This window comes from Micrococcus sp. GbtcB5 (assembly GCF_019091605.1).
In the GTDB taxonomy this organism is placed as follows: Bacteria; Actinomycetota; Actinomycetes; order Actinomycetales; family Micrococcaceae; genus Micrococcus; species Micrococcus luteus.
In genome coordinates this window covers 63,740-87,722 of the sequence record NZ_JAGXJK010000003.1, presented here as the reverse complement: position 1 = coordinate 87,722, position 23,983 = coordinate 63,740, and the positions used below count along the sequence as shown (strand labels likewise).

The following is a 23,983-nucleotide window of genomic DNA, read 5'->3' as shown; positions in this document are numbered from 1 at the left end:
AGGGCTCAGCCTCCGGCGCCGAGGAGGACGCTCTCCCGGGAGATGCGGGTCATCTCCTCCCGGTCCACGACCTTCACCCGCTCCCGCGCCACCGGCCCGGCCTCCGTCGCCCGCGCACCCAAGGACTTCTCATGCTCATCCAGAGCATGCCAACCGGCCCACGTCGTGTACGGCACCTCACGGGACTCGAGCAGCTCGATCACCGACTCCTCCGACGGCTCCTGAGCCCGCCACAGCCCCGGCTCGTCCTCGATCAGATGCTTGATCGTCTCCAGGGAGTCACCCTTGGTGTGCCCGATCAACCCCACCGGACCCCGCTTGATCCACCCCGAGGCATACAGACCCGGCACCGGGACACCGTCCGCGTCCAGCACCCGGCCCTGCGCGTTCGGGATCACCCCGCGCACCTCATCGAACTCCACCCCCTCCACCGGGGACCCGAAGTAGCCCACCGCCCGGTACACCGCCTGCACCGGGTAGTCCACGGTCTCCCCCGTCGGACGGACCCCACCGGAGCCGTCCAACTCCATCCGGCGCATCCGCAGGCCGTCCACCCGGCCGTCGCCGTCCTCGTCCAGGAACTCCTCGGGGGCCTGGAGGAAATGCAGGTGCAGCCGACGCGAGGCGCTCTGCTGACGGTCCTCCTGCTCCATGAGCCAGTTCGTCAGCGTCCCCACCATCGTGCGGACCTGGTTGTTCTCCTCGATCGCCTTCTCCGAGGCCTCATCGAAGTCGAAGTCCTCCTCGTACAACACGATGTCCACATCCCGGGAATGCGCCAGCTCCCGCAGCTCCAACGGGGTGAACTTCACCTGCGCCGGCCCGCGGCGACCGAACACGTGCACATCCGTGACCGGGGAAGCGGCCAGGTCCCGGTACACGTTGTCCGGGATCTCGGTGGGCAACAGGTCCTCGGCATGCTTGGACAGGATCCGGGCCACATCCAGGGCCACGTTCCCGTTGCCGATCACCGCCACCTGCGTGGCCTCCAACGGCCAGTGCCGCGGCACATCCGGGTGCCCGTCATACCAGGACGCGAAGTCCGCGCCACCGAACGAGCCGGCCAACTCCACCCCGGGCACGTCCAGGGCCGCGTCCCGCACCGCACCGGTGGAGAACACGATCGCGTCGTAATGCCGACGCAGATCCGCCAGGCTCAGGTCCGTGCCGTAGTCCACATTCCCCAGGAAACGGATGTCCCCGCGGTCCATGACCTTGTGCAGCGCGGTCACGATGCCCTTGATGCGCGGATGGTCCGGGGCCACCCCGTAACGGATCAGACCGAACGGGGCCGGGTACCGGTCGAACAGGTCGATGCTGACACGGAAGTCCCGCTCCTCCTTGGTCAGGATGTCCGCCGTGTACACCCCGGCGGGTCCGGCACCGATGATGGCGATGCGCAACGGGCGGTCGGGCCTCGAGGACGAGGGGGTCGGGGTCATGCTCGTGCTCCTTCGGAGGTCGGGTTCAGGGTCGAGATCGGGGCAGGGATGCCGGCCGCAGGCGCGCCGGTGGCGTAGGGGCTCAGGCGCACGACGTCGCCCACGACGATCACGGCGGGGTTCTCCACACCGACGGCGGCCGCCTGCGCGGCGATGGTCTCCACCGTGCCCACGGTCACCCGCTGGTCCGGCATCCAGCCGCGCTCGATGATCGCCACGGGCGTCGCACCGTCGAGGCCGCGCTCCGTCAGTCGGCGCGCGGTGTCCGCGAGCCGGCGCACGCCCATCAGCAGGACGAGCGTGTGGTCGGCCCGGGTGGGCACTTCGGACAGCTCTTCGTGGCCGGTCACCAGCGTGAAGCCGGTGGCGACGCCGCGATGGGTGACCGGGATCCCCGCGGCGGCGGGCACCGAGACGGCGCTCGTGACACCGGGGACCACCTCGACGTCGACGCCATGGGCGCGGCAGTGCGCAGCCTCCTCGCCGCCGCGGCCGAGCACGTACGGGTCGCCGCCCTTGAGCCGGACGACGAGGCGGCCGGCCCGGGCCTCCCGGACCAGGACGGCGTTGATCTCGTCCTGCGTGGCCAGGTGGTTCCCGGGGGCCTTGCCGACCTCGATCACGGGCACCGCCGGGTCCAGCTCGGCCAGGAGGGCCCGCGGGCCCAGCCGGTCGGCGACCACCACGTCGGCCTCCGCGAGCAGCTGTCGGCCGCGCACGGTGATGAGCCCGGAGTCGCCGGGGCCGCCGCCGACGAGGGCCACGCGACCGGGCTCCGAGGACGCGCGCCGCCGGCGCAGCGGCAGCCGCCCCGTGGACAGGGCGAGGGCGATCGCGTCCTTCAGGGCGCGGGCGCGGCGAGGGTCTCCCCCGGCGTTGACGGCCACGGTCACGTCCCCGGCCCGGACGACGGCGGGCGTCCAGGCGGCGGAGGACTCGGCGTCGGAGGCGTCGACGCACCAGACGCGGCGGGCCTCGGCGTCGGAGGCCACGGCCCCGTCCACGGCCCGGTCGCCGGTGGCGGTCTGGGCGAACCAGACCCCGTCGAGGTCGGACGGGCGGTAGGGGCGGCGGTGCAGGGTGAGCAGGCCGGCCGCCGCGAGCCGCTCCACCTCCTCCCCCGGCTCCGGGGCCACCACGGTGACGAGTGCGCCGGCGTCGAGGAGGGCGCCCACGCGGCGGCCGGCCACGCGCCCGCCGCCCACGATCAGGACGGGCCGGCCGAGCAGACGCAGGGAGGTGGGGTACAGATCGGACGCGGTCATCGCGTGCTCCCTTCCAGCAGCCCCCGGCGGCGCAGCATGCGCCGCTCGACGGGGCCGAATGCGGTCAGTTCGACGAGGACGCCGACGGTCAGGATGGCCAGGACGGCGCAGAGGACGACGGCGAGGTCGGACGCGGCACGTCCCTCGTGGAGCAGGGTCCCGAGTCCCACGCCCATGGGCCCGCCGACGGCGATGATCTCGGCGGCCATGAGGCCTCGCCACGCGAAGGCCCAGCCCTGGCGCAGGCCGGAGACGAAGGCGGGCAGGGCGGCCGGGAGGACCACCAGCAGGGCGGTCTCGAGACGCGAGGCGCCCAGCACCCGGGCCGCGCGACGCAGCTGCGGCGGCACCTGGTCCGTGCCGGTGGTGAGGCCGGCGACCACGGCGGGGACGGCGCCGGTGAGCATCACGAAGTACGCGGTGGCGTCGCTGAGGCCGAACCACAGCACCGCGAGCGGCACCCAGGCCACGTTCGGCAGCACCATCAGGGCCGTGAGCAGCGGGCCGAACGCCCGCCGCAGGACGCTGACCTGTCCGAGCACCAGGCCCAGCCCGACGCCGACGACCACGGCGAGTGCGAAGCCGACGACGGCGCGGCCCACCGACGTCGCCACTGCCTGCTGGACGAGGCCCTGGGCCCACAGCGTCCCGAAGGCCCCGACGACGTCGCCGGGACCGGTGATCGGCTCACCGCGCGCACCGGCCAGCCACGCGAAGGCCTGCCAGATCGCCACGAGCAGGACGACGGCGGCCACCGGGAGCAGGACCCGGCTCCAGTCCCACCCGGCCAGACCCGTCCGACGGGTCGAGTCGACGGCCTGGAGCGCGTCGAGGCCGCTGTCGAGCTCGCGCAGCTCGTCGTCGGTGGCGGCCCCCGGCGCGCGGCCGGGGGCGTCGAGGGTGGGGGTGTCAGTGCGCATGGCGACGGATCTCCTGACCGAGTCGGGCGGTGATGGCGGCCGTGAGGGCGGCCGCGGCGGGCGCGTCGTGGCGGGCGGCCGCGGGCACGTCCCATTCGGCGACGACGCGACCCGGACGTGAGGACAGCAGCAGCACCCGCTGGCCGAGGCGGACGGCCTCGGCCACGTTGTGGGTGACGAACACGACCGTCCGACCGGTCTGCCGCCACACGCGCTCGAGCTCCCCATGCAGCAGGTCGCGGGTGATCGCGTCCAAGGCCGCGAACGGCTCGTCCATGAGCAGCAGGGGGCGGTCCTGGGCGAGGGCCCGGGCCAGGGCGACGCGCTGGCGCATGCCGCCGGAGAGCTGGTGGGGTCGCAGGTCGGCGGCGTCGTCGAGGTGGACGAGGCGCAGCAGCTCCCCGGCACGCTCCCGACGCTCCCCCGCGGCCACACCGGCGAAGCGGAGGGCGAGCTCGATGTTGCCGCGGGCGGTGAGCCACGGGAAGAGGGCGGCGTCCTGGAACATGAACGCGGCCCCCTCCCGGGGGGTCTTGACGACGCCCGCGGTGGGCGCCTCGAGCCGGGCGACGAGGTTCAGCAGGGTGGACTTGCCGCACCCGGACGCACCGAGCAGGCAGACGAACTCGCCCGGCTCGATCCGCACGGAGACGTCCTCCAGCACGGGCGTGGGCCCGCCGAAGCTCTTGCCCACGTCCTCCATCACCACCGTCATGACCGCTCCCGTCGCGCCGTCGTCATCCGGATCAGGCCTCGTCGCCGCCGCGCACCATGCCGGCGGCGAGCGTGGCCCCGTCGTGGGGGTCGATCACGAGGAACGCCCCGGTGCGCCGATGCACGGCGTAGGGCTCCACGGGCAGCGGCGCGGCCAGGTGCAGGCGCACCTGTCCGATGTCGTTGAGCCCGAGGGTCTCGGCCGGGTCGAGCCGCAGGGTGTCGAGGTCGAGCCGACCGGCCACCTCCTGGACGAGCGCCCGGACGACGGCGGTGCCGTGCTTGACGAGGACCTGCTGCCCGACGCGCAGCGGTGCGGCGGAGAGCCAGCACAGCGCGGCGGCCACCTCCGCGGTGGGGCGCGGGGCGGTGTCCGCGGCGGCGATCGTGTCCCCGCGGGCCACGTCCACCTCGTCGGCCAGGCGCAGGACCACCGACTGCGGGGAGGAGGCCTCCTCGAGGGATTCCCCGGCGGCGTCCACGCCCACCACGGTGGTGGTGCGCGCCGGCTGCCCCGGGGTGAGGACGGCGACGGCGTCCCCGGGCCGGACGGTGCCCGCGACCACCTGCCCGGCGTAGCCGCGGTAGTCGCGGAACACCTCGGGGTCGAGGCCGGGGGCCAGGGCGCCCTGGGGGCGCACCACGAGCTGCACCGGGAAGCGGAAGGAGGCGGCGGCGTCGTCCTCGGCGTCCGCCCCGGGCAGGGACTCGAGCAGCTCCATGAGCGTGGGGCCGGTGTACCAGTCCGTCCGCTCGGAGCGGGTGACCACGTTGTCGCCCTGCAGGGCGGACACCGGGACGCTCACCGCGTCGGAGAGGCCGAGCTCCCGGGCCACGCGCCGGACGTCCTCGGCGATCGCGGTGAAGACCTCCTCGGCGTAGTCCACGAGATCGATCTTGTTGACGGCGACGATCACGTGCGGCACCCGCAGCAGGGCCACCACGCTGAGGTGGCGCCGGGTCTGCTCCACCACGCCCTTGCGGGCGTCCACGAGCAGCACGACCGCATCGGCCGTCGAGGCGCCCGTGACGGTGTTCCGGGTGTACTGCACGTGCCCGGGGCAGTCGGCCAGCACGAAGGTGCGCCGGTCCGTGGCGAAGTACCGGTACGCGACGTCGATCGTGATCCCCTGCTCCCGCTCGGCGCGCAGGCCGTCGGTCAGCAGCGCCAGGTCCAGCCCGCCCTCGGCACCGCCGAAGCCGCGCTCGGCGGAGGTGCGGGCCACGGCCTCGAGCTGGTCGGCCAGGACGGCCTTGGAGTCGTGCAGGAGGCGGCCCACGAGGGTGGACTTGCCGTCGTCGACCGAGCCGGCCGTGGCCAGGCGGAACAGGGTCCCGGCGGGGGCGTGCCGGTCCAGCAGTGCGGTGCTCATCAGAAGTACCCGTCCTTCTTGCGATCTTCCATGGCCGCCTCGGAGATGCGGTCGTCGGCGCGGGTGGCCCCGCGTTCGGTCAGGGTGGAGGCGGCGACCTCGAGCACGACGTCCTCGACGGTGGCGGCCTCCGAGAGGACGGCGCCGGTGCAGGACATGTCGCCCACCGTGCGGTAGCGCACCGTCCGCGTGGTGACCTCCTCGCCCTCGGCCGGGCGGGAGTGCTCCCCCACGGCGCGCCACATGCCGTCGCGGCGGAAGACCTCCCGCTCGTGCGCGTAGTAGATGGAGGGCAGCTCGATGCCCTCGCGGGCGATGTACCGCCACACGTCCAGCTCGGTCCAGTTGCTGATGGGGAACGCGCGGACGTGCTGGCCGGGGGTGTGACGGCCGTTGTAGAGGTTCCACAGCTCGGGGCGCTGGTTGCGCGGGTCCCACTGGCCGAACGCGTCCCGCAGGCTGATGATCCGCTCCTTGGCCCGCGCCTTGTCCTCGTCACGGCGGCCTCCCCCGAAGACGGCGTCGAACCGGTTGGTCCGGATCGTGTCCAGCAGGGGGGTGGTCTGCAGGGTGTTGCGGGTGCCGTCGGCGCGCTCACGCAGCTCGCCGCGGTCGATGTACTCCTGCACGGAGCCCACCACGAGCCGCAGGCCGAGCCGCTCCACCGTGCGGTCGCGGAACTCGAGGACCTCGGGGAAGTTGTGGCCGGTGTCCACGTGGACCACCGGGAAGGGGATCCTCCCCGGCCAGAAGGCCTTCGCGGCCAGGTGGAGCATCACCACGGAGTCCTTGCCGCCCGAGAAGAGCATGGCGGGGCGCTCGAACTCGGCCACCACCTCGCGGATGATGTGGATCGCCTCGGCCTCCAGGGCGTCCTGGACGTCGGGCCCGGCGGGGCTCACGGTCCCCGGGTCGGGGGCATGGGTGAGGGTCATCGTGTCTCCTTGGTCTGTCTCGGGTGCGGCGCTCAGACGTGGATGCCGCACTCGGTCTTCGCGGTCCCGGCCCAGCGCCCGGCACGGGGGTCCTCCCCGGGGGCGACGGGGCGGGTGCAGGGGCGGCAGCCGATCGAGGGGTAGCCGTTCTGCAGGAGCAGGTTCACGGGCACGTCGTGGTCCGTGGCGTAGCCGACCAGGTCGTCGAAGCTCCACGGGGCGACGGGGTTGACCTTGACCATGCCGTGGGCCTCGTCCCAGCCCACCAGCGGGGTGTTCGTGCGCGTCGGCGCCTCGTCCCGGCGGACGCCGGTGAACCACAGGTCGTATCCGGCCAGCGCCCGGTTGAGGGGCTCGACCTTGCGCATCGCGCAGCACAGCCCCGGGTCGCGGGCGAACAGGTCCTTGCCGTGGCGCTCGTCCTGCTCGGCCACGGTCAGCTCCGGGAGCACGTCCACCACGGTGACGGCGAGGCGGCGGGCCACCTCGTCGCGCGTCGCGAGCGTCTCGGTGAAGTGGTAGCCGGTGTCCAGGAAGAGGACGTCCACGCCGGGCATCCGCTGCGCCACCAGGTGCGGCAGGACGGCGTCGGCCATGGAGCAGGCCACGGCCGCCCGGCGGAGGTCCACATGGCGGGCGGCCCAGTCGACCACCGCCTCGGCGGGGGCGTCCCAGCCGAGCTCGGCGGCGCCGGACTCCGCGAGCGCCTGCAGGCGCTCGAGGTCCTCGGTCGGACGGGTGGGGGGAACGGTGCTCATCGGAGGGCCTCCTCGTCGACTCGGTGCGCCCACCGGGCGAAGGTCTCGCCCGGCTCACGCTGCTCGTCGTACCGGCGGACGACGCGCTCGACGTAGTCGACCAGCCCGTCCGCGCGGACCTTCAAGCCGCGGACGCTGCGTCCGAGGCCGGCCTCGGCGCGGTCCACGGAGGCCAGCCCGCCGCCCAGGTGAACCTGGAAGCCGGGCGTCTGGCCGCCGTCGTCGTCCGGGAGCAGCTGGCCCTTCAGGCCGATGTCCGCGGTCTGGATGCGGGCGCAGGAGTTGGGGCAGCCGTTCACATGCAGGCTCAGCCGCTCGGGGAGGCGGTCGGCGAGGTCGGCCAGGCGCTCCTCGAGCTGGGCGATCGCGGCGGTGGCGGTGTCCTTCGTGTCCACGATGGCGAGCTTGCAGAACTCCAGGCCCGTGCAGGCGATGGTGGAGCGGCGGAATACGGACGGCTCCGGGTCCAGTCCCAGCTCCTTCAAGCCGGCCACGACGGCGTCCACCCGGTCCCGCTCCACGTCCAGCACCACGATCTTCTGGTGGGGGGTGGTGCGCAGCCGCGTGGAGCCGTGGGCCTCGAGCAGGTCCGCGAGGGCGGTGAGGGTGGTGCCGCTGGAGCGGCCGACGACGGGAGCGGCGCCGATGTAGAAGCGGCCGTCCTTCTGCTCGTGGACCCCCACGTGGTCGCCGGGACGGGTGGGCGGGGCCGGGGCGGGTCCGTCGGGCAGGGCGTAGCCGAGGTACTCCTCCTCCAGCACGGTGCGGAACCTCTCCGGCCCCCAGTCCTCGAGCAGGTACTTCATGCGGGCCTTGTTGCGCAGGCGCCGGTAGCCGTAGTCACGGAAGATGCTCACGACGGCGTGCCACACCTCGGGGGCGCGCTCGGCCGAGACGAAGGCACCGATCCGGTCGGCCAGGCGGGCCTTCGTGGACAGGCCGCCGCCGACCCACAGGTCGTAACCGGGGCCCAGCTCGGGGTGCACCACGCCGATCAGGGAGACGTCGTTGATCTCGTGGACCACGTCCTGGGAGGGGTGTCCGGTGATGGCGGTCTTGAACTTGCGGGGCAGGTTGGAGATCTCGAGGTCGCCGATCCAGCGGTCCGCGATCTCCCGGATCACGGGCGTGGGGTCGATGATCTCGTCCGCGGCGATCCCGGCCACCGGTGAGCCGAGGATCACGCGCGGCACGTCGCCGCAGGCCTCGGTGGTGGACAGGCCCACGGACTCCAGGCGCCGCCAGATCTCGGGGACGTCCTCGACGCGGATCCAGTGCAGCTGGACGTTCTGCCGGTCGGTGATGTCCGCGGTGTCACGGCCGAAGTCGGTGGAGATCCCGCCGATCACGCGCAGCTGCTCGGTGGTGAGGTCGCCGCCGTCGATGCGCACGCGCAGCATGAAGTAGCGGTCCTCAAGTTCGTGGGGCTCCAGGGTGGCGGTCTTGCCGCCGTCGATCCCCTGCCGACGCTGGGTGTACAGGCCCCACCAGCGGAAGCGGCCGTGCAGGTCGTCCGAGGGGATCGAGTCGAAGCCCTCGTGGGCGTAGACCTGCTCGATGCGCTCGCGGACGTTCAGGCCGTCGTCCTGCTGCTTGAACTCCTCGTTGTGGTTCAGGGGGGCGGTCCCGTCCACCTTCCACTGGCCGTGCGGCTTGGCGGAGGGACGGCGCGGAGTGCGCGCCGGCCTCGACGTCTCGTTCACCTGGGTCATGGCCGCCACGCTAGGAACCCGGCATGCCGGCCCCAAGATCGTCGACGCGGTTCGTCACGTTCCCGGGGCCGGGCCGCGGCGGGGACCCGGTCCGGCCCCGGTCGTGTGACGGACGGCTCAGCGGCCTCCGGCGGCTCCCCTCGGGGCCTCTACGAGGGCGGACCGCAGCCGGTCCAGGGCGATCCGCGCCACCAGCGGATGCGGCAGCAGGGGGTCGGTGACCGCGTCCGCGCCGGCCTCGCCGAGCCGGTCGTGGAAGTACCCGGGGGCCAGCAGGTGGGCGGCCACCACGGCGCGACGGCCGGCGGCGTGCACCCGGGCGACGGCGTCGGGCACACGGGGGGTCGCCGCCGCCCCGAACGCCGCGGTCACGGGCAGTCCCGTGGCCCGGGCCAGGGCCCCGGCCAGGGCGTGCACCTGGGCCTGGCCGTCCGCGGCGCGGGTGCCGGCCGCCGCCAGGATGACGTCCGATGTCGCGGCCTCACCGGCCGGCACCGCCCGGGCCACCCGCTCGGCCAGAACGGTCACCAGGCGCGGCTCGACGTCGTCCCCGGCCCCGGCCAGCGGTGCGGCGGCGATCGTGCCGGGTCGGGCGGCTGCGGCGTGGTGGATGTCGTGGTGGACGTGATGGCCCAGGGACAGCAGCAGCGGCACGATCACGGCCGGCTCCCCCGGGGGCAGGGCCGCCACGACCTCGTCGAGGGAGGGGCTCTGCACGTCCACGTAGGCCTCGTGGACCTGGGCGCCCGGCCCCTCGGCGGCCAGGAGGGCCGCCAGGTCGGCACGGAGGCCGTCGATCACGTCGCGGCCGGCCGCGTCGTGCGTGCCGTGGGCGCAGGCGATCACGTGCAGCACGGGCGCGCTCATGCCGAGCCCACCGCGTCGGCCCACACGTTCTGCGGCCCGCCGCTCACCGGCGGATCACCTTGTGCTGGGCGGCCTGGGCGACCGGCCGCATCACGATCTGATCCAGGTTCACGTGGTGGGGCAGCTCGACGGCGTGGACGCACACCTCGGCGACGTCCTCGGCGGTGAGCGGCTTCTCCACGCCCGCATACACGGCGTCCGCGGCGGACTGGTCGCCGCCCAGGCGGTTGCGGGAGAACTCCTCGGTGTGGACCATGCCCGGCAGCACCTCGATCACCCGCACGTTGTGCTCGGCCTCCTCCAGGCGCAGCGCGCCGGTGAGCCCGTGCTGGCCCATCTTCGCGGCGTTGTAGCCGGCGCCGCCCTCGTAGGCGGTGACGGCGGCGGTCGAGGTCAGGTTGAGCACGGTGCCCTCGCCGTGGGCGCGGAGCATGGGCAGGAACGCCTGGCACATCGTGAGGGTGCCGAGCACGTTGACGCGGTACATCCACTCCCAGTCGGCGCGGTCGCCGTCGCCCACCGCGTCCGTGCCGAGCGCGCCGCCGGCGATGTTGACGAGGGTGTCGGCGCCGCCGTCGGCCTCGACGCGCGAGGCCAGCGCGGCGACGGCGGCCTCGTCCGTGACGTCCAGGGCGGCGGGGACGACGTCGCCGCTCACGCCCTCGGCCCGGGCGTCGGCAGCGAGGGTCTCGAGGCGCTCGGCCCGGCGGCCGACCGCGTACACGCGCCAGCCGCGGCGGGCGAGCTCGAGGGCCGTGGCGCGGCCGATGCCGCTCGTGGCCCCCGTCACGACGGCGGCGCGGGCGGGGTTCTTCGCAGGTTCATGGGTGTGGCTCACGCCTCCGACCGTAGCCGAGCCGCGCCGTTCGGAGCACCGCCCGGATCACCTCCGCCAGGTCGAGCGACTGAAAGGGCGGGACGTCCCGGGCGTCGTCGCAGGCCCGGCCCGCCGCCCCGGTCATGGGAGGATGGCGGGCATGGCTGAGAACACGCAGGGCACAGACACGCCCATCGACGCATCGACCCCGTCCACCCCCGCCGCCGGCGCCGTGGCCGTGCCGGACAAGCCGGCCCTCGAGGGCCTCGAGGAGAAGCTGACCGCCCGCTGGGCCGACGAGCGCACCTACGCGTTCGACACGCAGACCACCCGCGAGCAGGTCTACTCGATCGACACTCCCCCGCCGACCGCCTCCGGCTCGCTGCACGTGGGCCACGTCTTCTCCTACACGCAGACCGACGTGCTCGCCCGCTACCAGCGCATGAACGGCAAGAACGTGTTCTACCCGATGGGCTGGGACGACAACGGCCTGCCCACCGAGCGCCGCGTGCAGAACTACTACGGCGTCCGCTGCGACCCCGCCAAGCCGTACGTGGAGGGCTACCGCCCGCCGGAGAAGCCGGCGAAGAACCAGCGCGACTGGGACGTGATCTCCCGCAAGAACTTCATCGAGCTCTGCGAGGAGCTCGCCGTCGAGGACGAGAAGGTCTTCGAGGACCTCTTCACCCGTCTCGGCCTGTCCGTCGACTGGGACATGACCTACCGGACCATCGACGACGTCTCCCGCGCCGTCTCCCAGCGCGCCTTCCTGGCCGGCATCGCCTCGGGCGACGCCTATCTGGCCGAGGCCCCCACCATGTGGGACGTGACCTTCCGCACCGCCGTGGCCCAGGCCGAGCTCGAGGACCGCGAGGTCCCCGGCGCCTACCACCGCTACGCCTTCACCGCTGCGGACGGCGAGCAGGTCTTCATCGAGACCACCCGCCCCGAGCTGCTGGCCTCCTGCTCCGGCCTGGTCGCCCACCCGGACGACGAGCGCTACCAGCACCTGTTCGGCACGACCGTCACCTCCCCGCTGTACGGCGTGGAGGTCGAGGTCTTCCCGCACCCGCTGGCCAAGCCGGACAAGGGCTCCGGCATCGCCATGGTCTGCACCTTCGGCGATCTCAACGACGTCACCTGGTGGCGCGAGCTGCAGCTGCCGACCCGCACCCTGATCGGCCGTGACGGCCGCTTCGCCGCCGACACCCCCGAGTGGATCACCACGGACGCCGGCCGACAGGCCTATGCGGACACCGTGGCCGGCAAGACCGTCTTCTCCGCCAAGCAGGGTGTGGTGGACGCCCTCACCGCGGCCGGCCTGCTGGACGGAGAGCCGAAGAAGATCATGCACGCCGTGAACTTCTACGAGAAGGGCGACAAGCCGCTCGAGGTCGTCACCTCCCGCCAGTGGTACATCCGCAACGGCGGCCGCGACGCCGACCGCCGCGCGGAGCTGATCGAGCGCGGCCGCGAGCTCTCCTGGCACCCGGAGCACATGCGCCACCGCTATGAGAACTGGGTCGAGGGCCTCAACGGTGACTGGCTCGTCTCCCGCCAGCGCTTCTTCGGGGTGCCGATCCCGGTCTGGTACCCGCTGGACGCGGAGGGTGAGCCCGACTATGAGAACCCGATCCTCCCGGCCGACGAGCAGCTCCCCGTGGACCCGGCCGCCGAGGCCGCCCCGGGCTACTCCGAGGACCAGCGCGACGTCCCCGGCGGCTTCACCGGCGACCCGGACGTCCTGGACACCTGGGCCACCTCCTCGCTGACCCCGCAGATCGTGGGCCGCTGGTCCCGTGACGAGGCGTTCTTCAACAACGTCTTCCCGTTCGATCTGCGCCCGCAGGGCCACGACATCATCCGCACCTGGCTGTTCTCCACCGTAGTGCGCGCCCACGCCCTCAACGGCTCCGTGCCGTGGACGGACACCGCGCTCTCCGGCTGGATCCTCGACCCGGACCGCAAGAAGATGTCCAAGTCCAAGGGCAACGTGGTGGTCCCGACCGACATCCTGGACCAGTTCGGCTCGGACGCCGTCCGCTACTGGGCCGCCTCGGCCCGCCTCGGCGCGGACACCGCCTACGAGGTGGCGCAGATGAAGATCGGCCGCCGACTGGCCATCAAGCTGCTCAACGCCGCCAAGTTCGTTCTGAACCTGGGCGCCACGCAGGACGCCGTCATCCGCACGGCCGACGACGCCGCGGCCATCACCAACCCGCTGGACGCCTCCCTGCTGGCGCGCCTCGCGGCCACCGTGGAGCAGGCGACCCGCGCGTTCGAGGCCTACGACTACGCGCGTGCCCTCAACGTGACCGAGCAGTTCTTCTGGGCCTTCACGGACGACTACGTGGAGCTCGTGAAGGACCGTGCCTACGGTGGCCACGGCGAGGCCGAGCAGGCCTCGGTGGTGACCACGCTGGCCACCACCCTGGACGCCCTGCTGCGTCTGCTGGCCCCGTTCCAGCCGTTCGCCACCGAGGAGGTGTGGAGCTGGTGGCGCGCCGGATCCGTGCACACCGCCGCCTGGCCGGGCGCCGCGGACGAGGCGGCGGCCCTGTCCTACGCCGCCTCCGCCGGCGACGCCGAGGTCCTGCCCACCGTGGCGCAGGTCCTGGGCGGCGTCCGCAAGGCGAAGTCCGAGGCCAAGGTGAAGCAGCGGACCGAGGTGCGCTCCGCCGTGGTGACCGGACCGGCCGAGTGGCTCGAGAAGCTGCGCGGCGGCCTGGCGGACCTCAAGGCGGCCGGCAACATCGCGGACCTGTCCCTCACGCAGGGCGAGGCCGGCGAGTCCGCGCCGCTGACCGTCTCCGACGTGCAGCTCGCACCGGTCGAGGACGACTGATCCGCGCCGCGCGTTCCCGGAAGGTGTCTCGGGAGCGCACGCGGCACGACGACGGCCCCGTCGCCCATCACGGGCGGCGGGGCCGTCGTCGCGCCCGTGCTGCGAACCCGAGTCTGCCCGTCAGCGTGGGATGTTCGTGGCCGGGATCCGGTAGGGCACAGCGCACGTCGGACAGTCCGCCGCCGGATCGGAGTTCGTCGGGAGGCGGCCCTCCCGGGGGTGTCGTGGTGCACCTCCCGGTCGTGCTCCTGCCGCATGTCGCAGTGCGGTCACCGCGGCAGGGGTGGACACTGAGAGGATGAGACCGACACCCGATCCCGCCCCGGCCGGCCGCCGCGCCTGCGACTCCTCCGCCCGGCGGATGTCCGCCGCCCTCGCCGCCATGGGCGTGCTCCACTTCGTCCGACCTGAGCCCTTCGACGGGCTGATCCCGCCGTTCCTGCCCGGCTCGGCCCGCGCGTGGACCCACGGCTCCGGCGTGGCCGAGCTGGCCGTGGCGGGTCTGCTGGCCGTCCCGCGCACCCGGCGCGCGGGCGGACGCGCCGCGCAGGCGCTCTTCCTCGGCGTGTGGCCCGGCAATGCGTGGATGGCCTGGCGGTGGCGACGCCGGCCCTGGCCGGCGCAACTGGTCTCCCTCGGGCGGCTGCCCCTGCAGGTCCCCCTGATCCGCGCGGCCGGCAGAGTGGCGCGCAGCTGACCCCCGCCGCCCCGCACCCCGACGACGCCGGCCCCACACCTTCGCGCTGAAGGTGTGGGGCCGGTCTCGTGCGAGCCGGGGGCTCAGTCGAACTGCGGATCCGTGGTGCGGGCCCGCTTGATCTCGTAGAAGTACGGGAAGTTGGCCAGGGCGACGGCGCCGTCGAAGATGCGGCCCGCCTCCTCGCCGCGCGGGATGCGGGTCATCACGGGACCGAAGAAGGCCGTGCCGTTGAACGCCACGACGGGCGTGCCGACGTCGTTGCCCACGAGGTCCTCCGCCTCCTTCTGGCTGGCGCGCAGCTGCTCGTCGGCCACGTCGGTGCGGGCGGCGTCCAGGATGTCCGCGTCGTGGCCCAGTTCCTCGAGGGCCTCGGCCACCACGGCCTCGTAGTCCGTGCGGCCCTGCTCGTGGATGCGGGTGCCGACCGCGGTGTACCACGGGCCGAGCGCCTCGGCACCGTGCCGCTCGCGCACCTGCACGGCGGCGCGGGCCGGCAGCCAGGCCTTCTCGAGGCGGGCCAGGTAGTCGGGGTCCAGGTCGCGGCCCTCGTTCAGGACGGCGAGCGACATGATCTTGAAGACCACCCGCACGTCGCGCACCTTCTGGACCTCCAGGATCCACCGGGAGGTGATCCAGGCGAACGGGCACGTGGCGTCGAAGTAGAAGTCGACGGTGGGCTGCTGCGTGGTGTCGGTCATGATGTGCTCCTTGCGGTCAGGGAGCCGTCTCGGCTCCGGTCGGTCCTGCTGGGCGACGGCGGTCAGGCGCTCCGGCCGCGTCGACGTCGTTCCACCTCGGCCGGGATGAGCGTGGCTCGGCCTCGCCGCGCACCACGTCCCCGGAGATGACGACCGTGCCCACGTCCGAACGGGAGGGCAGCTCGAACATCACGGGCTTGAGGACGTTCTCCATGATGGAGCGCAGGCCGCGGGCACCGGTGCCGCGGGCCTCGGCCTGGGCGACGACGGCATCCAGGGCGTCCTGCTCGAACTCGAGCTCCACGCCGTCCATGAGGAACATCTTCTGGTACTGCTTCAGCAGGGCGTTCTTCGGTTCGGTCAGCACCCGCACGAGCTGTTCGTGCGTGAGGTCCTCGACGGTGGTGATCACGGGCAGGCGGCCGATGAACTCGGGGATGAGGCCGAACTTCAGCAGGTCCTCCGGCCGCACGTCCGCGTAGGTGACGTCCCCCGCGCCCAGATGGTTCAGGGGCGCGCCGAACCCGATGCCCTTGCGGCCGGCACGGGAACCGATGATCTCGTCCAGGCCCGCGAACGCGCCCGCCACGATGAACAGCACGTTGGACGTGTCGATCTGCAGGAACTCCTGGTGGGGGTGCTTGCGCCCGCCCTGCGGCGGCACCGACGCCACCGCGCCCTCGAGGATCTTCAGCAGGGCCTGCTGCACGCCCTCGCCGGAGACGTCCCGGGTGATGGAGGGGTTCTCGGACTTCCGCGAGATCTTGTCGATCTCGTCGATGTAGATGATGCCCTGCTCGGCCTTCTTCACGTCGTAATCCGCGGCCTGGATGAGCTTGAGGAGGATGTTCTCCACGTCCTCGCCCACATAGCCGGCCTCGGTGAGGCTCGTGGCGTCCGCGACCGCGAACGGGACGTTGAGCCGCCGGGCGAGGGTCTGCGCGAGATACGTCTTGCCGGAGCCGGTGGGGCCGACCATGAGGATGTTCGACTTGCCGACCTCGACGTCCGCGAGGTCGTCCCGCTCGGTGAGGCGGTCGGCCAGGTCACCACTCCGCGCCTGCGGCCCACGCACGCGCTTGTAGTGGTTGTACACGGCGACGGCGAGGGAACGCTTGGCCGCCTCCTGACCGATCACGAAGCTCTCGAGGTGGTCGAAGATCTCCTGCGGGGTGGGCAGGACGGTCTCGTCCGCCTCCGCCGCCTCGCCGAGCTCCTCCTCGATGATCTCGTTGCACAGCTCGATGCACTCGTCGCAGATGTAGACACCCGGGCCGGCGATGAGCTTGCGCACCTGCTTCTGGCTCTTCCCGCAGAACGAGCATTTCAGCAGGTCAGCGCTCTCTCCGATACGCGCCATGGTGGTACTCCTCGAGGGCCGGGCGGAGACGTCCGCCCCGCGCGGGCGGCGTCGCTGTCAGATTCCGTCCAGCATACGACCGTGGACGGACACGTTAAGGGACCGGGCCCCTCGACGGGCGCCGTCGGTCAGGCGGACGGGCGGGTGATCTTGCGGGAGGCGAGGACCTCGTCCACGAGGCCGTACTCGAGGGCCTGCTCGGCCGAGAGGAACTTGTCCCGGTCGATGTCCTGCGAGACCTCCTCGGGCGTGCGGTTGGTGAGGGAGGCCAGCGTCTCCTCCATCCACACGCGCATCCGGTTGATCTCCTGGGCGTGGATCTCCAGGTCGGTGGCGGTGCCGCGGTCGCCCTGCATCGCCGGCTGGTGGATCAGCACGCGCGCGTTGGGCAGCGCCAGGCGCTTGCCGGGGGCGCCCGCGGCCAGCAGCACGGCCGCGGCGGAGGCGGCCTGGCCCAGGCACACGGTCTGCACCTCGGGGCGGATGAACTGCATGGTGTCGTAGATCGCCGTCATGGCCGTGAACGAGCCGCCCGGCGAGTTGATGTACAGGGTGATGTCACGCTCGGAGTCCATCGCCTCGAGCACGAGCAGCTGGGCCATCACGTCGTCGGCCGACGCGTCGTCCACCTGCGCGCCGAGGAAGACGATGCGGTCCTCGAAGAGCTTGGCGTAGGGGTCCTGGCGCTTGAAGCCGTAGGGCGTGCGCTCCTCGAACTGCGGGAGGATGTAGCGCGCGTCCGGCGTGGGCAGGGAGGGCATCCCGGTGGGGAGCCCGGCGGGGAACTGGGTCATTCTTGGTCTCCTGGAGAGGGTCGGGACGGTCCGGGCCGGGCTCAGCCCCGGACGCCGCCGCCGCCGGTCACGGACGCGGCACGGTCGGCGATGTGGTCGATGAAGCCGTACTCGAGGGCCTCCTGCGCGGTGAACCACTTGTCCCGCGCGTTGTCCTCGAGGATGGTCTCCACGGACTGGCCGGTCTGCTCGGCGGTCAGCTCCGCCATCACCTGCTTCATGTGCAGGATCAGCTGGGCCTGGATGCGGATGTCCGACTCGGTGCCGCCGATGCCGCCGGAGGGCTGGTGCATCAGCACGCGCGCGTGGGGGGTGGCGTAGCGCTTGCCCTTGGTGCCGGAGGCGAGCAGGAACTGGCCCATGGACGCGGCGAGGCCGGTGGCCACCGTCACAACGTCGTTGGGGATGTACTGCATCGTGTCGTAGATCGCCATGCCCGCGGTGACGGAGCCGCCCGGGGAGTTGATGTACAGGTAGATGTCCTTCTCCGGGTCCTCGGCCGAGAGCAGGAGCAGCTGGGAGCAGATCGCGTTGGCGTTGTCGTCACGGACGTCCTCGCCCAGCCAGACGATGCGCGACTTCAGCAGCTGGGTGTAGAGGAAATCCTCGCGCTGCGCCGGGTCCACCGAACGCATGCTGGGGGTGATGTCGGTCATCACTTCCGCCTTCCTGTCGAGATGTCCACGGGCCTCCCGAACGGCGGCCGCTCGCGCGGACGGACGGGTCCCTGATCGAGTCCGACACTAGCCGGGCGTCCGGGCCAGCGCGCGGGACGCCGTCGGCGTTTCGCTGTTGGCGCAGGTTGTCGCGGACCCCGCCCGGGGCCGCCCACCGGGGCCCCGGGACGACGACGGCGCCCCCACCGGCGTGGGCGGGGGCGCCGTCGTCGTGGCTCGGCGGGGGTGCGTCCCCACCGGCCGGGATCAGGCCTGCTCGGCCGCCTCGGCGTCGTCGGCCTGCTCGGCCGGGGCCTTCTTGGCCGTCGACTTCTTCTTGGCCGGGGCCTTCTCGGCGGGCTTCTCCTCCGCCTCGTCGGCGCCCTCGGCCTCGGCGCCCTCGGCCTCAGCGTCGAGGGCCTCCTGGCCGCCCGGGGTCACGAACGCCGTCAGGTCCACGGCCTTGCCGTCGGTGTCGGTGACCTCGGCGTACTCGAGGACCTTGGCCAGGGCCTTGCGGCGGCGGACCTCGCCCATGATCATCGGGATCTGCCCGCCCTGGTCGAGCATCATGGCGAACTGGTTCGGGTCCATGCCGTACTCGGAGGAGGTGGCGATGATGTACTCGATCAGCTCACCCTGGTCGACCGTGACCTCCTCGGCCTCGGCGACCTCGTCCAGGATGATCTCGTTGGCGAACGCCTCGCGGGTGTTCTGCTCGAGCTCGGCACGGTGCTCGGCGGTGTCGTGGTCGTCGCCCGCGGTGTGGCCGCCGGCGGAGAAGTGCTGCTCGACCTGCTCGGCGATGACGCCGTCCGGCACCGGGACCTCGACGAGCTTGGCCAGCTCCTCGAGGACCTTGTCGCGGGCCTCGACGCCCTGGCGGCTCACGGCCTCCTCGGCGGCCTGCTTCTTCAGGTCCTCCTTGAGCTCGGCGATGGTGTCGAACTCGGAGGCCAGCTGAGCGAACTCGTCGTCGGCCTCGGGCAGCTCGCGCTCCTTGACGGCCGTCAGCTCCAGCTTGACCACGGCGGTCTCGCCGTCATGCTCGCCGCCGTTGAGCGTGGTCTCGAAGGTGGCGTCCTCGCCGGCGGACAGGCCGTCGAGGGCCTCGTCGATGCCCTCGAGCATGGTGCCGGCGCCCACCTGGTAGGACAGGCCCTCGGCCTGGTCGACCTGCTCGCCGTCGACCGTGGCGGTCAGGTTCATCGTGACGAAGTCGTCCTGGGCGGCCGGGCGGTCCACGTCCTTGAGGGAGCCGAAGCGCGAGCGCAGGGCGTCGAGGGCCTTCTGCTCGTCCTCCTCGGTGGCCTGGGCGGGCTCCACCGTCACCTTGAGGCCCTTGTAGTCGGGCAGCTCGATGGTCGGGCGCACGTCGAACTCGGCGGTGAAGACCACCGGGCCCTCGGCGTTCTCCGCGTCCGGGGTGGCGGTCACGTCGACCTCGGGGCGGGAGATCGGGGTGAGCTCAGCCTCGGCGATGGCGGCGGAGAACCAGGTGTTCAGACCCTCGTTGACGGCCTGGTCCACGACGACCTCGCGGCCGAAGCGCTGCTCGATCAGACGCGCCGGGATCTTGCCCTGGCGGAAGCCCGGGATCTGCACCTGGTTGGCGATGTCCTTGAACGCCTTGTCCAGGGCGGGCTTCACCTCCTCGAACGGCACCTCGACGGTCAGCTTGACGCGGGTCGGGCTGAGGTTCTCTGCGGTGGACTTGACCACGGATGACTCCTGTTGGTGGTGGTGGATGGTCTTGACGTCGAGTCGGGGTGACAGGATTTGAACCTGCGGCCTCACGCTCCCAAAGCGCGCGCTCTACCAAGCTGAGCTACACCCCGCCGTCGTCCCCGACGCCGGCGGGCTCACGCGGTGGAGGCTCGCCGGACACCCGAGGGACTGCCCGAGGGCAGACTGTGGAATCCTAGCGCGCCGTCTCGCGCCCCGCGAAAAGCCGCGACCGCCGGCCCGTGAAGCCGTCCATCGTGGCGTTGACCCCGAGGACGTCCATCGCGCGGTCGAAGACGGGCGCCGGCAGGGCGCGCAGGGGGGCGATCAGGCCGACGGCGCGGGGCAGCAGCAGACGGGTGCGGCCGGCCTCGACGGCGTCCAGCACCTCCTGCGCCACGTGGCGCGGATCCAGCACGGGCAGCAGCCAGGGCACCCGGCTGCGCACGCCCGCGAACATCCCGGTGTCGATGTAGAAGGGGCAGACGGCGAGGGAGGTGACGCGGCTGCCGTCCTTGCGCAGCTCCGCGGCGAGGGACTCGGCGAAGCCGACCGCGGCGTGCTTGGTGGCGGAATAGTCCGTCTGGCGCGCGACGCCGACCAACCCCGCGGCCGAGGCCACCGTGACCACGGCCCCGCGGTCCCGGGCCCGCATTCCGGGCAGGACCGCCCGGGTCAGCCAGTACGGCGCGAGTGCGTTCACCTCGAAGGTGCGGCGGATGCCCTCCTCCGTGGCGTCCTCGAGGCGCACGCCCGTCACGACGCCCGCGTTGTTCACGGCGACGTCCACCTCTCCGGCGCGGGCGGCGGCGGCCTCGACGGCGGCCGCGTCCGTCACGTCCACGCGCTCGGCCCGGGCGTCCGCGCCCTGAGACCGGATCTCGGCGGCGACGGCCTCAGCCCCCTGCAGGTCGAGGTCCCAGACGACGACGCGGCCCGCGCCGCGGCGGGCGGCCCCCAGGGCGATCAGTCGACCGATGCCGGACGCGCCGCCCGTCACGAGGACGGTGGCGCCGCGCAGGGACAGGGGACGACGGCCGGCGAGGGCGGACGCGGCCCTGCGGAGGGCGGGACGGGAGCCGTGCATCATGCCTCTTCCCCCACGGCCGACGCGGGCCCGCCGTGATACGGTGTCAGCCGCTGGTCCGCGCCGAGCGCGGCCCCGCGGGGATGTAGCTCAATGGTAGAGCCCCAGTCTTCCAAACTGGCTACGCGGGTTCGATTCCCGTCATCCCCTCCGGACCTCATGAGCCGGGTCATCGTGTGCACACGATGGCCCGGCTCATGGCTTTCTCGGTTGCGTCGTCGTCCGCGCCGGTGCCTTGACCGCTGTGCCCGGTCGGGCCTGCTACAGGCCCCTCAGCTCTGACAGGTGAGGCACCGGTAGAGCTTCCGGGCCGCCATCTCCTCCACCACGATCGTCTCGCGCCCGCACACGAGGCACGCCAGGCCCTGCCGCTGGTACACGTAGCTCGCGTGCTCGGGCCAGGCCGCTTCGGCAGGGATCCCCGGCCGGTGCTCGGGCCGGGTGGTGACGATCCGCCCGAGCCGCACGCCCTCCCGCATGAGCGCGGCGTTGTCCGCCCAGAGGGACTCCAGCTCCGACGCGGAGACGTCCCGGGCCGGCCGCCACGGGTCGATGCCGACCCGGAACAGCGCCTCGGCCCGGAAGATGTTGCCGATCCCGCTGACGGCCGCCTGGTCCATCAGCACGACGCCGATCGGCCGCCGTGTCCGCCGGGCGAGGTCGTAGAACGGCGCGGGATCGTCGTCGCTCAGCGGATCCGGGCCCAGGCCGGCGACGACGTCGGCAGCCTCGGCCGGAGTGAGCGCGCGGCACCGGCTCGCGCCGATCAGGTCGGCCCAGCCGTGCTCGGCGCGCAGTCGCAGCCGGACCGTGGCGGCCGGCGGCGGGGGCTGGACCCAGCCGTCGGCGTCGCGAGCGGGCTCGGCGGCCGGGGCGCCGTCGTCGTGGACCTCCCGCTCGCCGATCCGGCGGGGTGCGCCGATCGAGGACGCGGCCGCGAAGTCCTGATCCCCGCCGAAGGTCCACGCCCCGTACATGCCCAGGTGGACGTGGAGCACGTGGCCGCCGGAGACGTCGGCGAAGAAGTGCTTGCCGTGGGCCCGGGCGCGCTTCAGGACCTGGCCGTCGAGCAGGGCGGCCCCCTCGGCGAAGCGGCCCTGCGGACTCGTGGCGCGGATCCGGCGGCCGCCGAAGACGTCGGTGAACTGGCGCGCGAGACGGTGGACGGAGTGGCCCTCAGGCACTCACATCAGCACCTCTCCGGTGGTCTCGTAGTGCGCGATCTTCCCGATGCGGCGCACGTGGCGCTCGTCCTGGGAGAACGGTTCGGCCAGGAACGCCTCGATGAGCTCGGTGGCCTCCTCGAGCGAGTGCTGTCGACCGCCGACGGCCACGACGTTCGCGTCGTTGTGCGCGCGGGCCAGCCGCGCCGTGTCCAGGTTCCAGGCCAGGGCGGCGCGGACGCCGGCCACCTTGTTGGCGGCGATCTGCTCGCCGTTGCCGGAGCCGCCCAGCACGATGCCGAGCGAGTCCAGTCCCTGCTCGCGGTCGGCGACGACGGCGCGGGCGGCGTTGATGCAGAAGCCCGGGTAGTCGTCCTGCGCGTCGTACTCGGTGGGTCCGTGGTCCACCATCTCGTAGCCAGCGGTGGTGAGGTGCTCCACCAGGTGGGCGGACAGCTCCATGCCGGCGTGGTCGGTGGCGATGTGGACGCGCATGCGCAGACTCCTCCAGAAGGACGACGGTCGGGTGGGGTCAGTCTACTGACGGCCCCACCCGACCCCCTGCCCCGGGGCGGGCCGGCTCAGATCAGCGCGACCGATCGCTCGGGCTCGCGCACCGGCATGGGCTCGGGCTCCCCACTCGCCGAGGAGAGGAAGCCCTCCCCGGTGAAGTGGCCGTTGCGGGCGCGGAAGTCGTAGGCGTAGTCGGGCCAGATCAGCGTCAACTTGCCCGAGCGGGGGTCGACGTACCAGGAGTGGCAGCCGCCGTCCACGAGCCACACCGAGGTGGCGGCCCGCTCCTGGAGACGGTCCACGTACTCCTCCTGGGCGAGTGTCTCGGGGACCATCGTCCTAATTCCCTCGTGCTCCACCCGGTCCAGGGCCTCCAAGATGTACGCGATCTGCGACTCGATGATGTAGACGATCGAGTTGTGCCCCAGCGAGGTGTTCGGCCCGTTGATGGCGAACAGATTCGGGAATCCCGCCACGGCCGTGGAGTCGAACGCCGCCATGCCGCTGCTCCAGTGATCGGCCAGGGAACGGCCCTCACCGTCGTGGACGCGCTCGGCGAACGGCGGCTGGGCCGCCTCGAAGCCGGTGCAGAGGACGACGACGTCGACCTCGTACCCGTGACCGCTCACGCCGAACAGCCGGCTCCCCTCGACGCGGTCCAGCGCGCTGTCCTCCAGGGTGACGTTGTCCCGGGCCATGGCCGGGTAGTAGTCGTTGGAGACGAGCACACGCTTGCAGCCCGGCAGGTACCGCGGCGTGAGGCGCTCGCGGAGCTCGGGGTCAGAGACCGCGGCGGCCAGGTGCCCGAGGGCCTGGGCCCGGACCTGGTCCAGTGCGGCCGGCACACCGCGGCGCTGGGCATAGTTCGACTCGGCGAACCAGAAGATGTCGTCGCGCTCGCGCTGCATGGTGTGCGGGGCGCGCTCGAACATGCGGCGCACGGCCGCGGAGTACGGCTTGACCACGCGCGGGGTGACCCACGCGGGGGTGCGCTGGAAGACGACGAGCTCGGCCGCCGTCGCCGCCAGCTCGGGGATGACCTGGATCGCGGAGGCGCCGGTGCCGACGACGGCGACACGCTTGCCCTTCAGGTCCACCGTGTGGTCCCAGCGGGCGGAATGGATGACCTCGCCCTCGAAGGCGTCGAGACCCGGGACGTCCGGCAGGCGGGGGTCGGCGAGGTGCCCGGTGCCCATGATGAGCCAGCGTCCCGTGTAGGTCCCGCGCGGCGTCCGCACCGTCCACCGCTCCGTCTCGGGGTCCCAGTGCGCTTCGAGCATGTCCGCCCCGAGACGCAGGTGCGGGGTGAGGCCCTCGTCCTCGGAGAAGCGCACGAGGTAGTCCTGGATCTCCGGACCCGGTGTGTAGAAGCCCGACCACTGCGGGTTCGGCGCGAAGGAGAAGCTGTAGAGGTGGCTCGGGACGTCGCACGCGGCACCCGGGTAGGTGTTGTCCCTCCAGGTCCCGCCGACCTGCTGGGCGCGGTCCAGGATGAGGAAGTCCTCGCGGCCGTGACGCCGCAGCTGGGCGCCCATGCCGAGGCCGGCGAATCCGGAGCCGATGATGAGGATCTCGGCGGACTCGTCGCGCGGTGCGGGGCGCACGTCGGTGGTGGTGGTCATGGCGGTGGTCATGGCTG

Annotated in this window: 21 protein-coding genes and 2 tRNA genes; 3 read left to right on the top strand and 20 right to left on the bottom strand. The window is 72.6% G+C overall.

The genetic code is table 11. The features are described 5' to 3' along the window. Positions 1-5 precede the first annotated feature (5 nt). The 10 genes from KVS67_RS02000 to KVS67_RS01955 form a co-directional block, all read right to left on the bottom strand. On the bottom strand, positions 6-1,442 hold the full coding sequence (locus KVS67_RS02000; RefSeq protein WP_166437397.1) for an FAD-dependent oxidoreductase: 1,437 nt from the start codon (positions 1,440-1,442) through the stop codon (positions 6-8). Next, positions 1,439-2,707 carry a uroporphyrinogen-III C-methyltransferase gene (gene cobA / locus KVS67_RS01995; protein WP_063190239.1) on the bottom strand — a complete coding sequence of 423 codons (1,269 nt, stop codon included), beginning with the start codon at positions 2,705-2,707 and terminating at the stop codon, positions 1,439-1,441. The genes KVS67_RS02000 and cobA overlap by 4 nt, the downstream gene beginning before the upstream one ends. Continuing rightward, positions 2,704-3,627, bottom strand: a complete 924-nt coding sequence (locus tag KVS67_RS01990) for an ABC transporter permease (RefSeq protein WP_063190238.1) — start codon at positions 3,625-3,627, stop codon at positions 2,704-2,706. The genes cobA and KVS67_RS01990 overlap by 4 nt, the downstream gene beginning before the upstream one ends. After that, entirely contained in the window at positions 3,617-4,342 is a 726-nt protein-coding gene (locus KVS67_RS01985; RefSeq protein WP_036316899.1) for an ABC transporter ATP-binding protein, read from the bottom strand. The genes KVS67_RS01990 and KVS67_RS01985 overlap by 11 nt, the downstream gene beginning before the upstream one ends. A gap of 31 nt (positions 4,343-4,373) precedes the next feature. Further along, positions 4,374-5,714, bottom strand: coding sequence for a sulfate adenylyltransferase subunit 1 (locus KVS67_RS01980; protein ID WP_036316896.1), 1,341 nt, complete (start codon positions 5,712-5,714; stop codon positions 4,374-4,376). Further along, a complete protein-coding gene (gene cysD, locus KVS67_RS01975) occupies positions 5,714-6,649 on the bottom strand; it encodes a sulfate adenylyltransferase subunit CysD (protein WP_002855962.1) in 936 nt (311 codons plus the stop codon). Before cysD ends, KVS67_RS01980 begins: the two co-directional genes overlap by 1 nt. Positions 6,650-6,681: 32 nt before the next feature. Continuing rightward, positions 6,682-7,407 (bottom strand): phosphoadenylyl-sulfate reductase, encoded by a 726-nt coding sequence (locus tag KVS67_RS01970; RefSeq protein WP_036316893.1) that lies wholly within the window; start codon positions 7,405-7,407, stop codon positions 6,682-6,684. After that, positions 7,404-9,119: a nitrite/sulfite reductase gene (locus tag KVS67_RS01965; protein WP_036316987.1), complete on the bottom strand. Its 1,716-nt coding sequence runs from the start codon at positions 9,117-9,119 to the stop codon at positions 7,404-7,406. Before KVS67_RS01965 ends, KVS67_RS01970 begins: the two co-directional genes overlap by 4 nt. Before the next feature lie 117 nt (positions 9,120-9,236). Beyond that, complete coding sequence (locus KVS67_RS01960) at positions 9,237-9,986, bottom strand: sirohydrochlorin chelatase (RefSeq protein WP_036316890.1); 750 nt, start codon at positions 9,984-9,986, stop codon at positions 9,237-9,239. Between the two features lie 43 nt (positions 9,987-10,029). Beyond that, complete coding sequence (locus KVS67_RS01955) at positions 10,030-10,824, bottom strand: SDR family oxidoreductase (protein ID WP_036316887.1); 795 nt, start codon at positions 10,822-10,824, stop codon at positions 10,030-10,032. A 139-nt stretch (positions 10,825-10,963) separates the two neighbouring features. On the opposite strand from KVS67_RS01955, the gene valS reads away from it, so the two are divergent. Together valS and KVS67_RS01945 are read left to right on the top strand one after the other, a co-directional pair. Beyond that, positions 10,964-13,648, top strand: a complete 2,685-nt coding sequence (gene valS / locus KVS67_RS01950; protein WP_063190237.1) for a valine--tRNA ligase — start codon at positions 10,964-10,966, stop codon at positions 13,646-13,648. 361 nt (positions 13,649-14,009) lie between these two features. Continuing rightward, positions 14,010-14,345 (top strand): membrane protein, encoded by a 336-nt coding sequence (locus tag KVS67_RS01945; RefSeq protein WP_036316984.1) that lies wholly within the window; start codon positions 14,010-14,012, stop codon positions 14,343-14,345. Positions 14,346-14,428: 83 nt separating this feature from the next. Here the strand turns inward: KVS67_RS01945 and KVS67_RS01940 are convergent, their stop codons facing one another. The 7 genes from KVS67_RS01940 to KVS67_RS01910 form a co-directional block, all read right to left on the bottom strand. Further along, positions 14,429-15,046 (bottom strand): DsbA family protein, encoded by a 618-nt coding sequence (locus tag KVS67_RS01940; RefSeq protein ID WP_063190236.1) that lies wholly within the window; start codon positions 15,044-15,046, stop codon positions 14,429-14,431. Between the two features lie 16 nt (positions 15,047-15,062). After that, positions 15,063-16,406 (bottom strand): ATP-dependent Clp protease ATP-binding subunit ClpX, encoded by a 1,344-nt coding sequence (gene clpX / locus KVS67_RS01935; protein WP_217564730.1) that lies wholly within the window; start codon positions 16,404-16,406, stop codon positions 15,063-15,065. A 128-nt stretch (positions 16,407-16,534) separates the two neighbouring features. Next, positions 16,535-17,200: an ATP-dependent Clp protease proteolytic subunit gene (locus KVS67_RS01930; RefSeq protein WP_002855988.1), complete on the bottom strand. Its 666-nt coding sequence runs from the start codon at positions 17,198-17,200 to the stop codon at positions 16,535-16,537. 41 nt (positions 17,201-17,241) lie between these two features. Further along, positions 17,242-17,859 (bottom strand): ClpP family protease, encoded by a 618-nt coding sequence (locus tag KVS67_RS01925; protein WP_036316875.1) that lies wholly within the window; start codon positions 17,857-17,859, stop codon positions 17,242-17,244. A 264-nt stretch (positions 17,860-18,123) separates the two neighbouring features. Beyond that, complete coding sequence (gene tig / locus KVS67_RS01920; RefSeq protein ID WP_063190234.1) at positions 18,124-19,578, bottom strand: trigger factor; 1,455 nt, start codon at positions 19,576-19,578, stop codon at positions 18,124-18,126. Positions 19,579-19,620: 42 nt separating this feature from the next. After that, a tRNA-Pro gene (locus KVS67_RS01915) sits at positions 19,621-19,694 on the bottom strand. A gap of 83 nt (positions 19,695-19,777) precedes the next feature. Next, positions 19,778-20,671 carry an SDR family oxidoreductase gene (locus tag KVS67_RS01910; protein ID WP_063190233.1) on the bottom strand — a complete coding sequence of 298 codons (894 nt, stop codon included), beginning with the start codon at positions 20,669-20,671 and terminating at the stop codon, positions 19,778-19,780. A gap of 76 nt (positions 20,672-20,747) precedes the next feature. On the opposite strand from KVS67_RS01910, the gene KVS67_RS01905 reads away from it, so the two are divergent. Next, positions 20,748-20,818 (top strand) — tRNA-Gly (locus KVS67_RS01905). Positions 20,819-20,940: 122 nt separating this feature from the next. On the opposite strand, the gene KVS67_RS01900 is transcribed toward KVS67_RS01905, so the two are convergent. The 3 genes from KVS67_RS01900 to KVS67_RS01890 all read right to left on the bottom strand — a co-directional run bounded on the left by KVS67_RS01900 (position 20,941) and on the right by KVS67_RS01890 (position 23,978). Continuing rightward, positions 20,941-21,852, bottom strand: coding sequence for an Fpg/Nei family DNA glycosylase (locus tag KVS67_RS01900; protein ID WP_063190232.1), 912 nt, complete (start codon positions 21,850-21,852; stop codon positions 20,941-20,943). After that, a complete protein-coding gene (locus KVS67_RS01895; RefSeq protein WP_060974239.1) occupies positions 21,853-22,326 on the bottom strand; it encodes a ribose-5-phosphate isomerase in 474 nt (157 codons plus the stop codon). An 86-nt stretch (positions 22,327-22,412) separates the two neighbouring features. Next, the gene (locus tag KVS67_RS01890) at positions 22,413-23,978 is read right to left on the bottom strand and encodes an NAD(P)/FAD-dependent oxidoreductase (RefSeq protein ID WP_049146108.1); all 1,566 of its coding nucleotides are present in this window, start codon (positions 23,976-23,978) and stop codon (positions 22,413-22,415) included. Positions 23,979-23,983 lie beyond the last annotated feature (5 nt).

Coding starts and splice junctions, on each gene's coding strand:
- KVS67_RS02000 (WP_166437397.1), bottom strand. CDS start 1,442: ATGACCCCGACCCCCTCGTCCTCGAGGCCCGACCGCCCGTTGCGCATC.
- cobA (WP_063190239.1), bottom strand. CDS start 2,707: ATGACCGCGTCCGATCTGTACCCCACCTCCCTGCGTCTGCTCGGCCGG.
- KVS67_RS01990 (WP_063190238.1), bottom strand. CDS start 3,627: ATGCGCACTGACACCCCCACCCTCGACGCCCCCGGCCGCGCGCCGGGG.
- KVS67_RS01985 (WP_036316899.1), bottom strand. CDS start 4,342: ATGACGGTGGTGATGGAGGACGTGGGCAAGAGCTTCGGCGGGCCCACG.
- KVS67_RS01980 (WP_036316896.1), bottom strand. CDS start 5,714: ATGAGCACCGCACTGCTGGACCGGCACGCCCCCGCCGGGACCCTGTTC.
- cysD (WP_002855962.1), bottom strand. CDS start 6,649: ATGACCCTCACCCATGCCCCCGACCCGGGGACCGTGAGCCCCGCCGGG.
- KVS67_RS01970 (WP_036316893.1), bottom strand. CDS start 7,407: ATGAGCACCGTTCCCCCCACCCGTCCGACCGAGGACCTCGAGCGCCTG.
- KVS67_RS01965 (WP_036316987.1), bottom strand. CDS start 9,119: ATGACCCAGGTGAACGAGACGTCGAGGCCGGCGCGCACTCCGCGCCGT.
- KVS67_RS01960 (WP_036316890.1), bottom strand. CDS start 9,986: ATGAGCGCGCCCGTGCTGCACGTGATCGCCTGCGCCCACGGCACGCAC.
- valS (WP_063190237.1), top strand. CDS start 10,964: ATGGCTGAGAACACGCAGGGCACAGACACGCCCATCGACGCATCGACC.
- KVS67_RS01945 (WP_036316984.1), top strand. CDS start 14,010: ATGTCCGCCGCCCTCGCCGCCATGGGCGTGCTCCACTTCGTCCGACCT.
- KVS67_RS01940 (WP_063190236.1), bottom strand. CDS start 15,046: ATGACCGACACCACGCAGCAGCCCACCGTCGACTTCTACTTCGACGCC.
- clpX (WP_217564730.1), bottom strand. CDS start 16,406: ATGGCGCGTATCGGAGAGAGCGCTGACCTGCTGAAATGCTCGTTCTGC.
- KVS67_RS01930 (WP_002855988.1), bottom strand. CDS start 17,200: ATGACCCAGTTCCCCGCCGGGCTCCCCACCGGGATGCCCTCCCTGCCC.
- KVS67_RS01910 (WP_063190233.1), bottom strand. CDS start 20,671: ATGATGCACGGCTCCCGTCCCGCCCTCCGCAGGGCCGCGTCCGCCCTC.
- KVS67_RS01895 (WP_060974239.1), bottom strand. CDS start 22,326: ATGCGCGTCCACATCGCCACCGACCACGCCGGCATGGAGCTGTCCGCC.
- KVS67_RS01890 (WP_049146108.1), bottom strand. CDS start 23,978: ATGACCACCGCCATGACCACCACCACCGACGTGCGCCCCGCACCGCGC.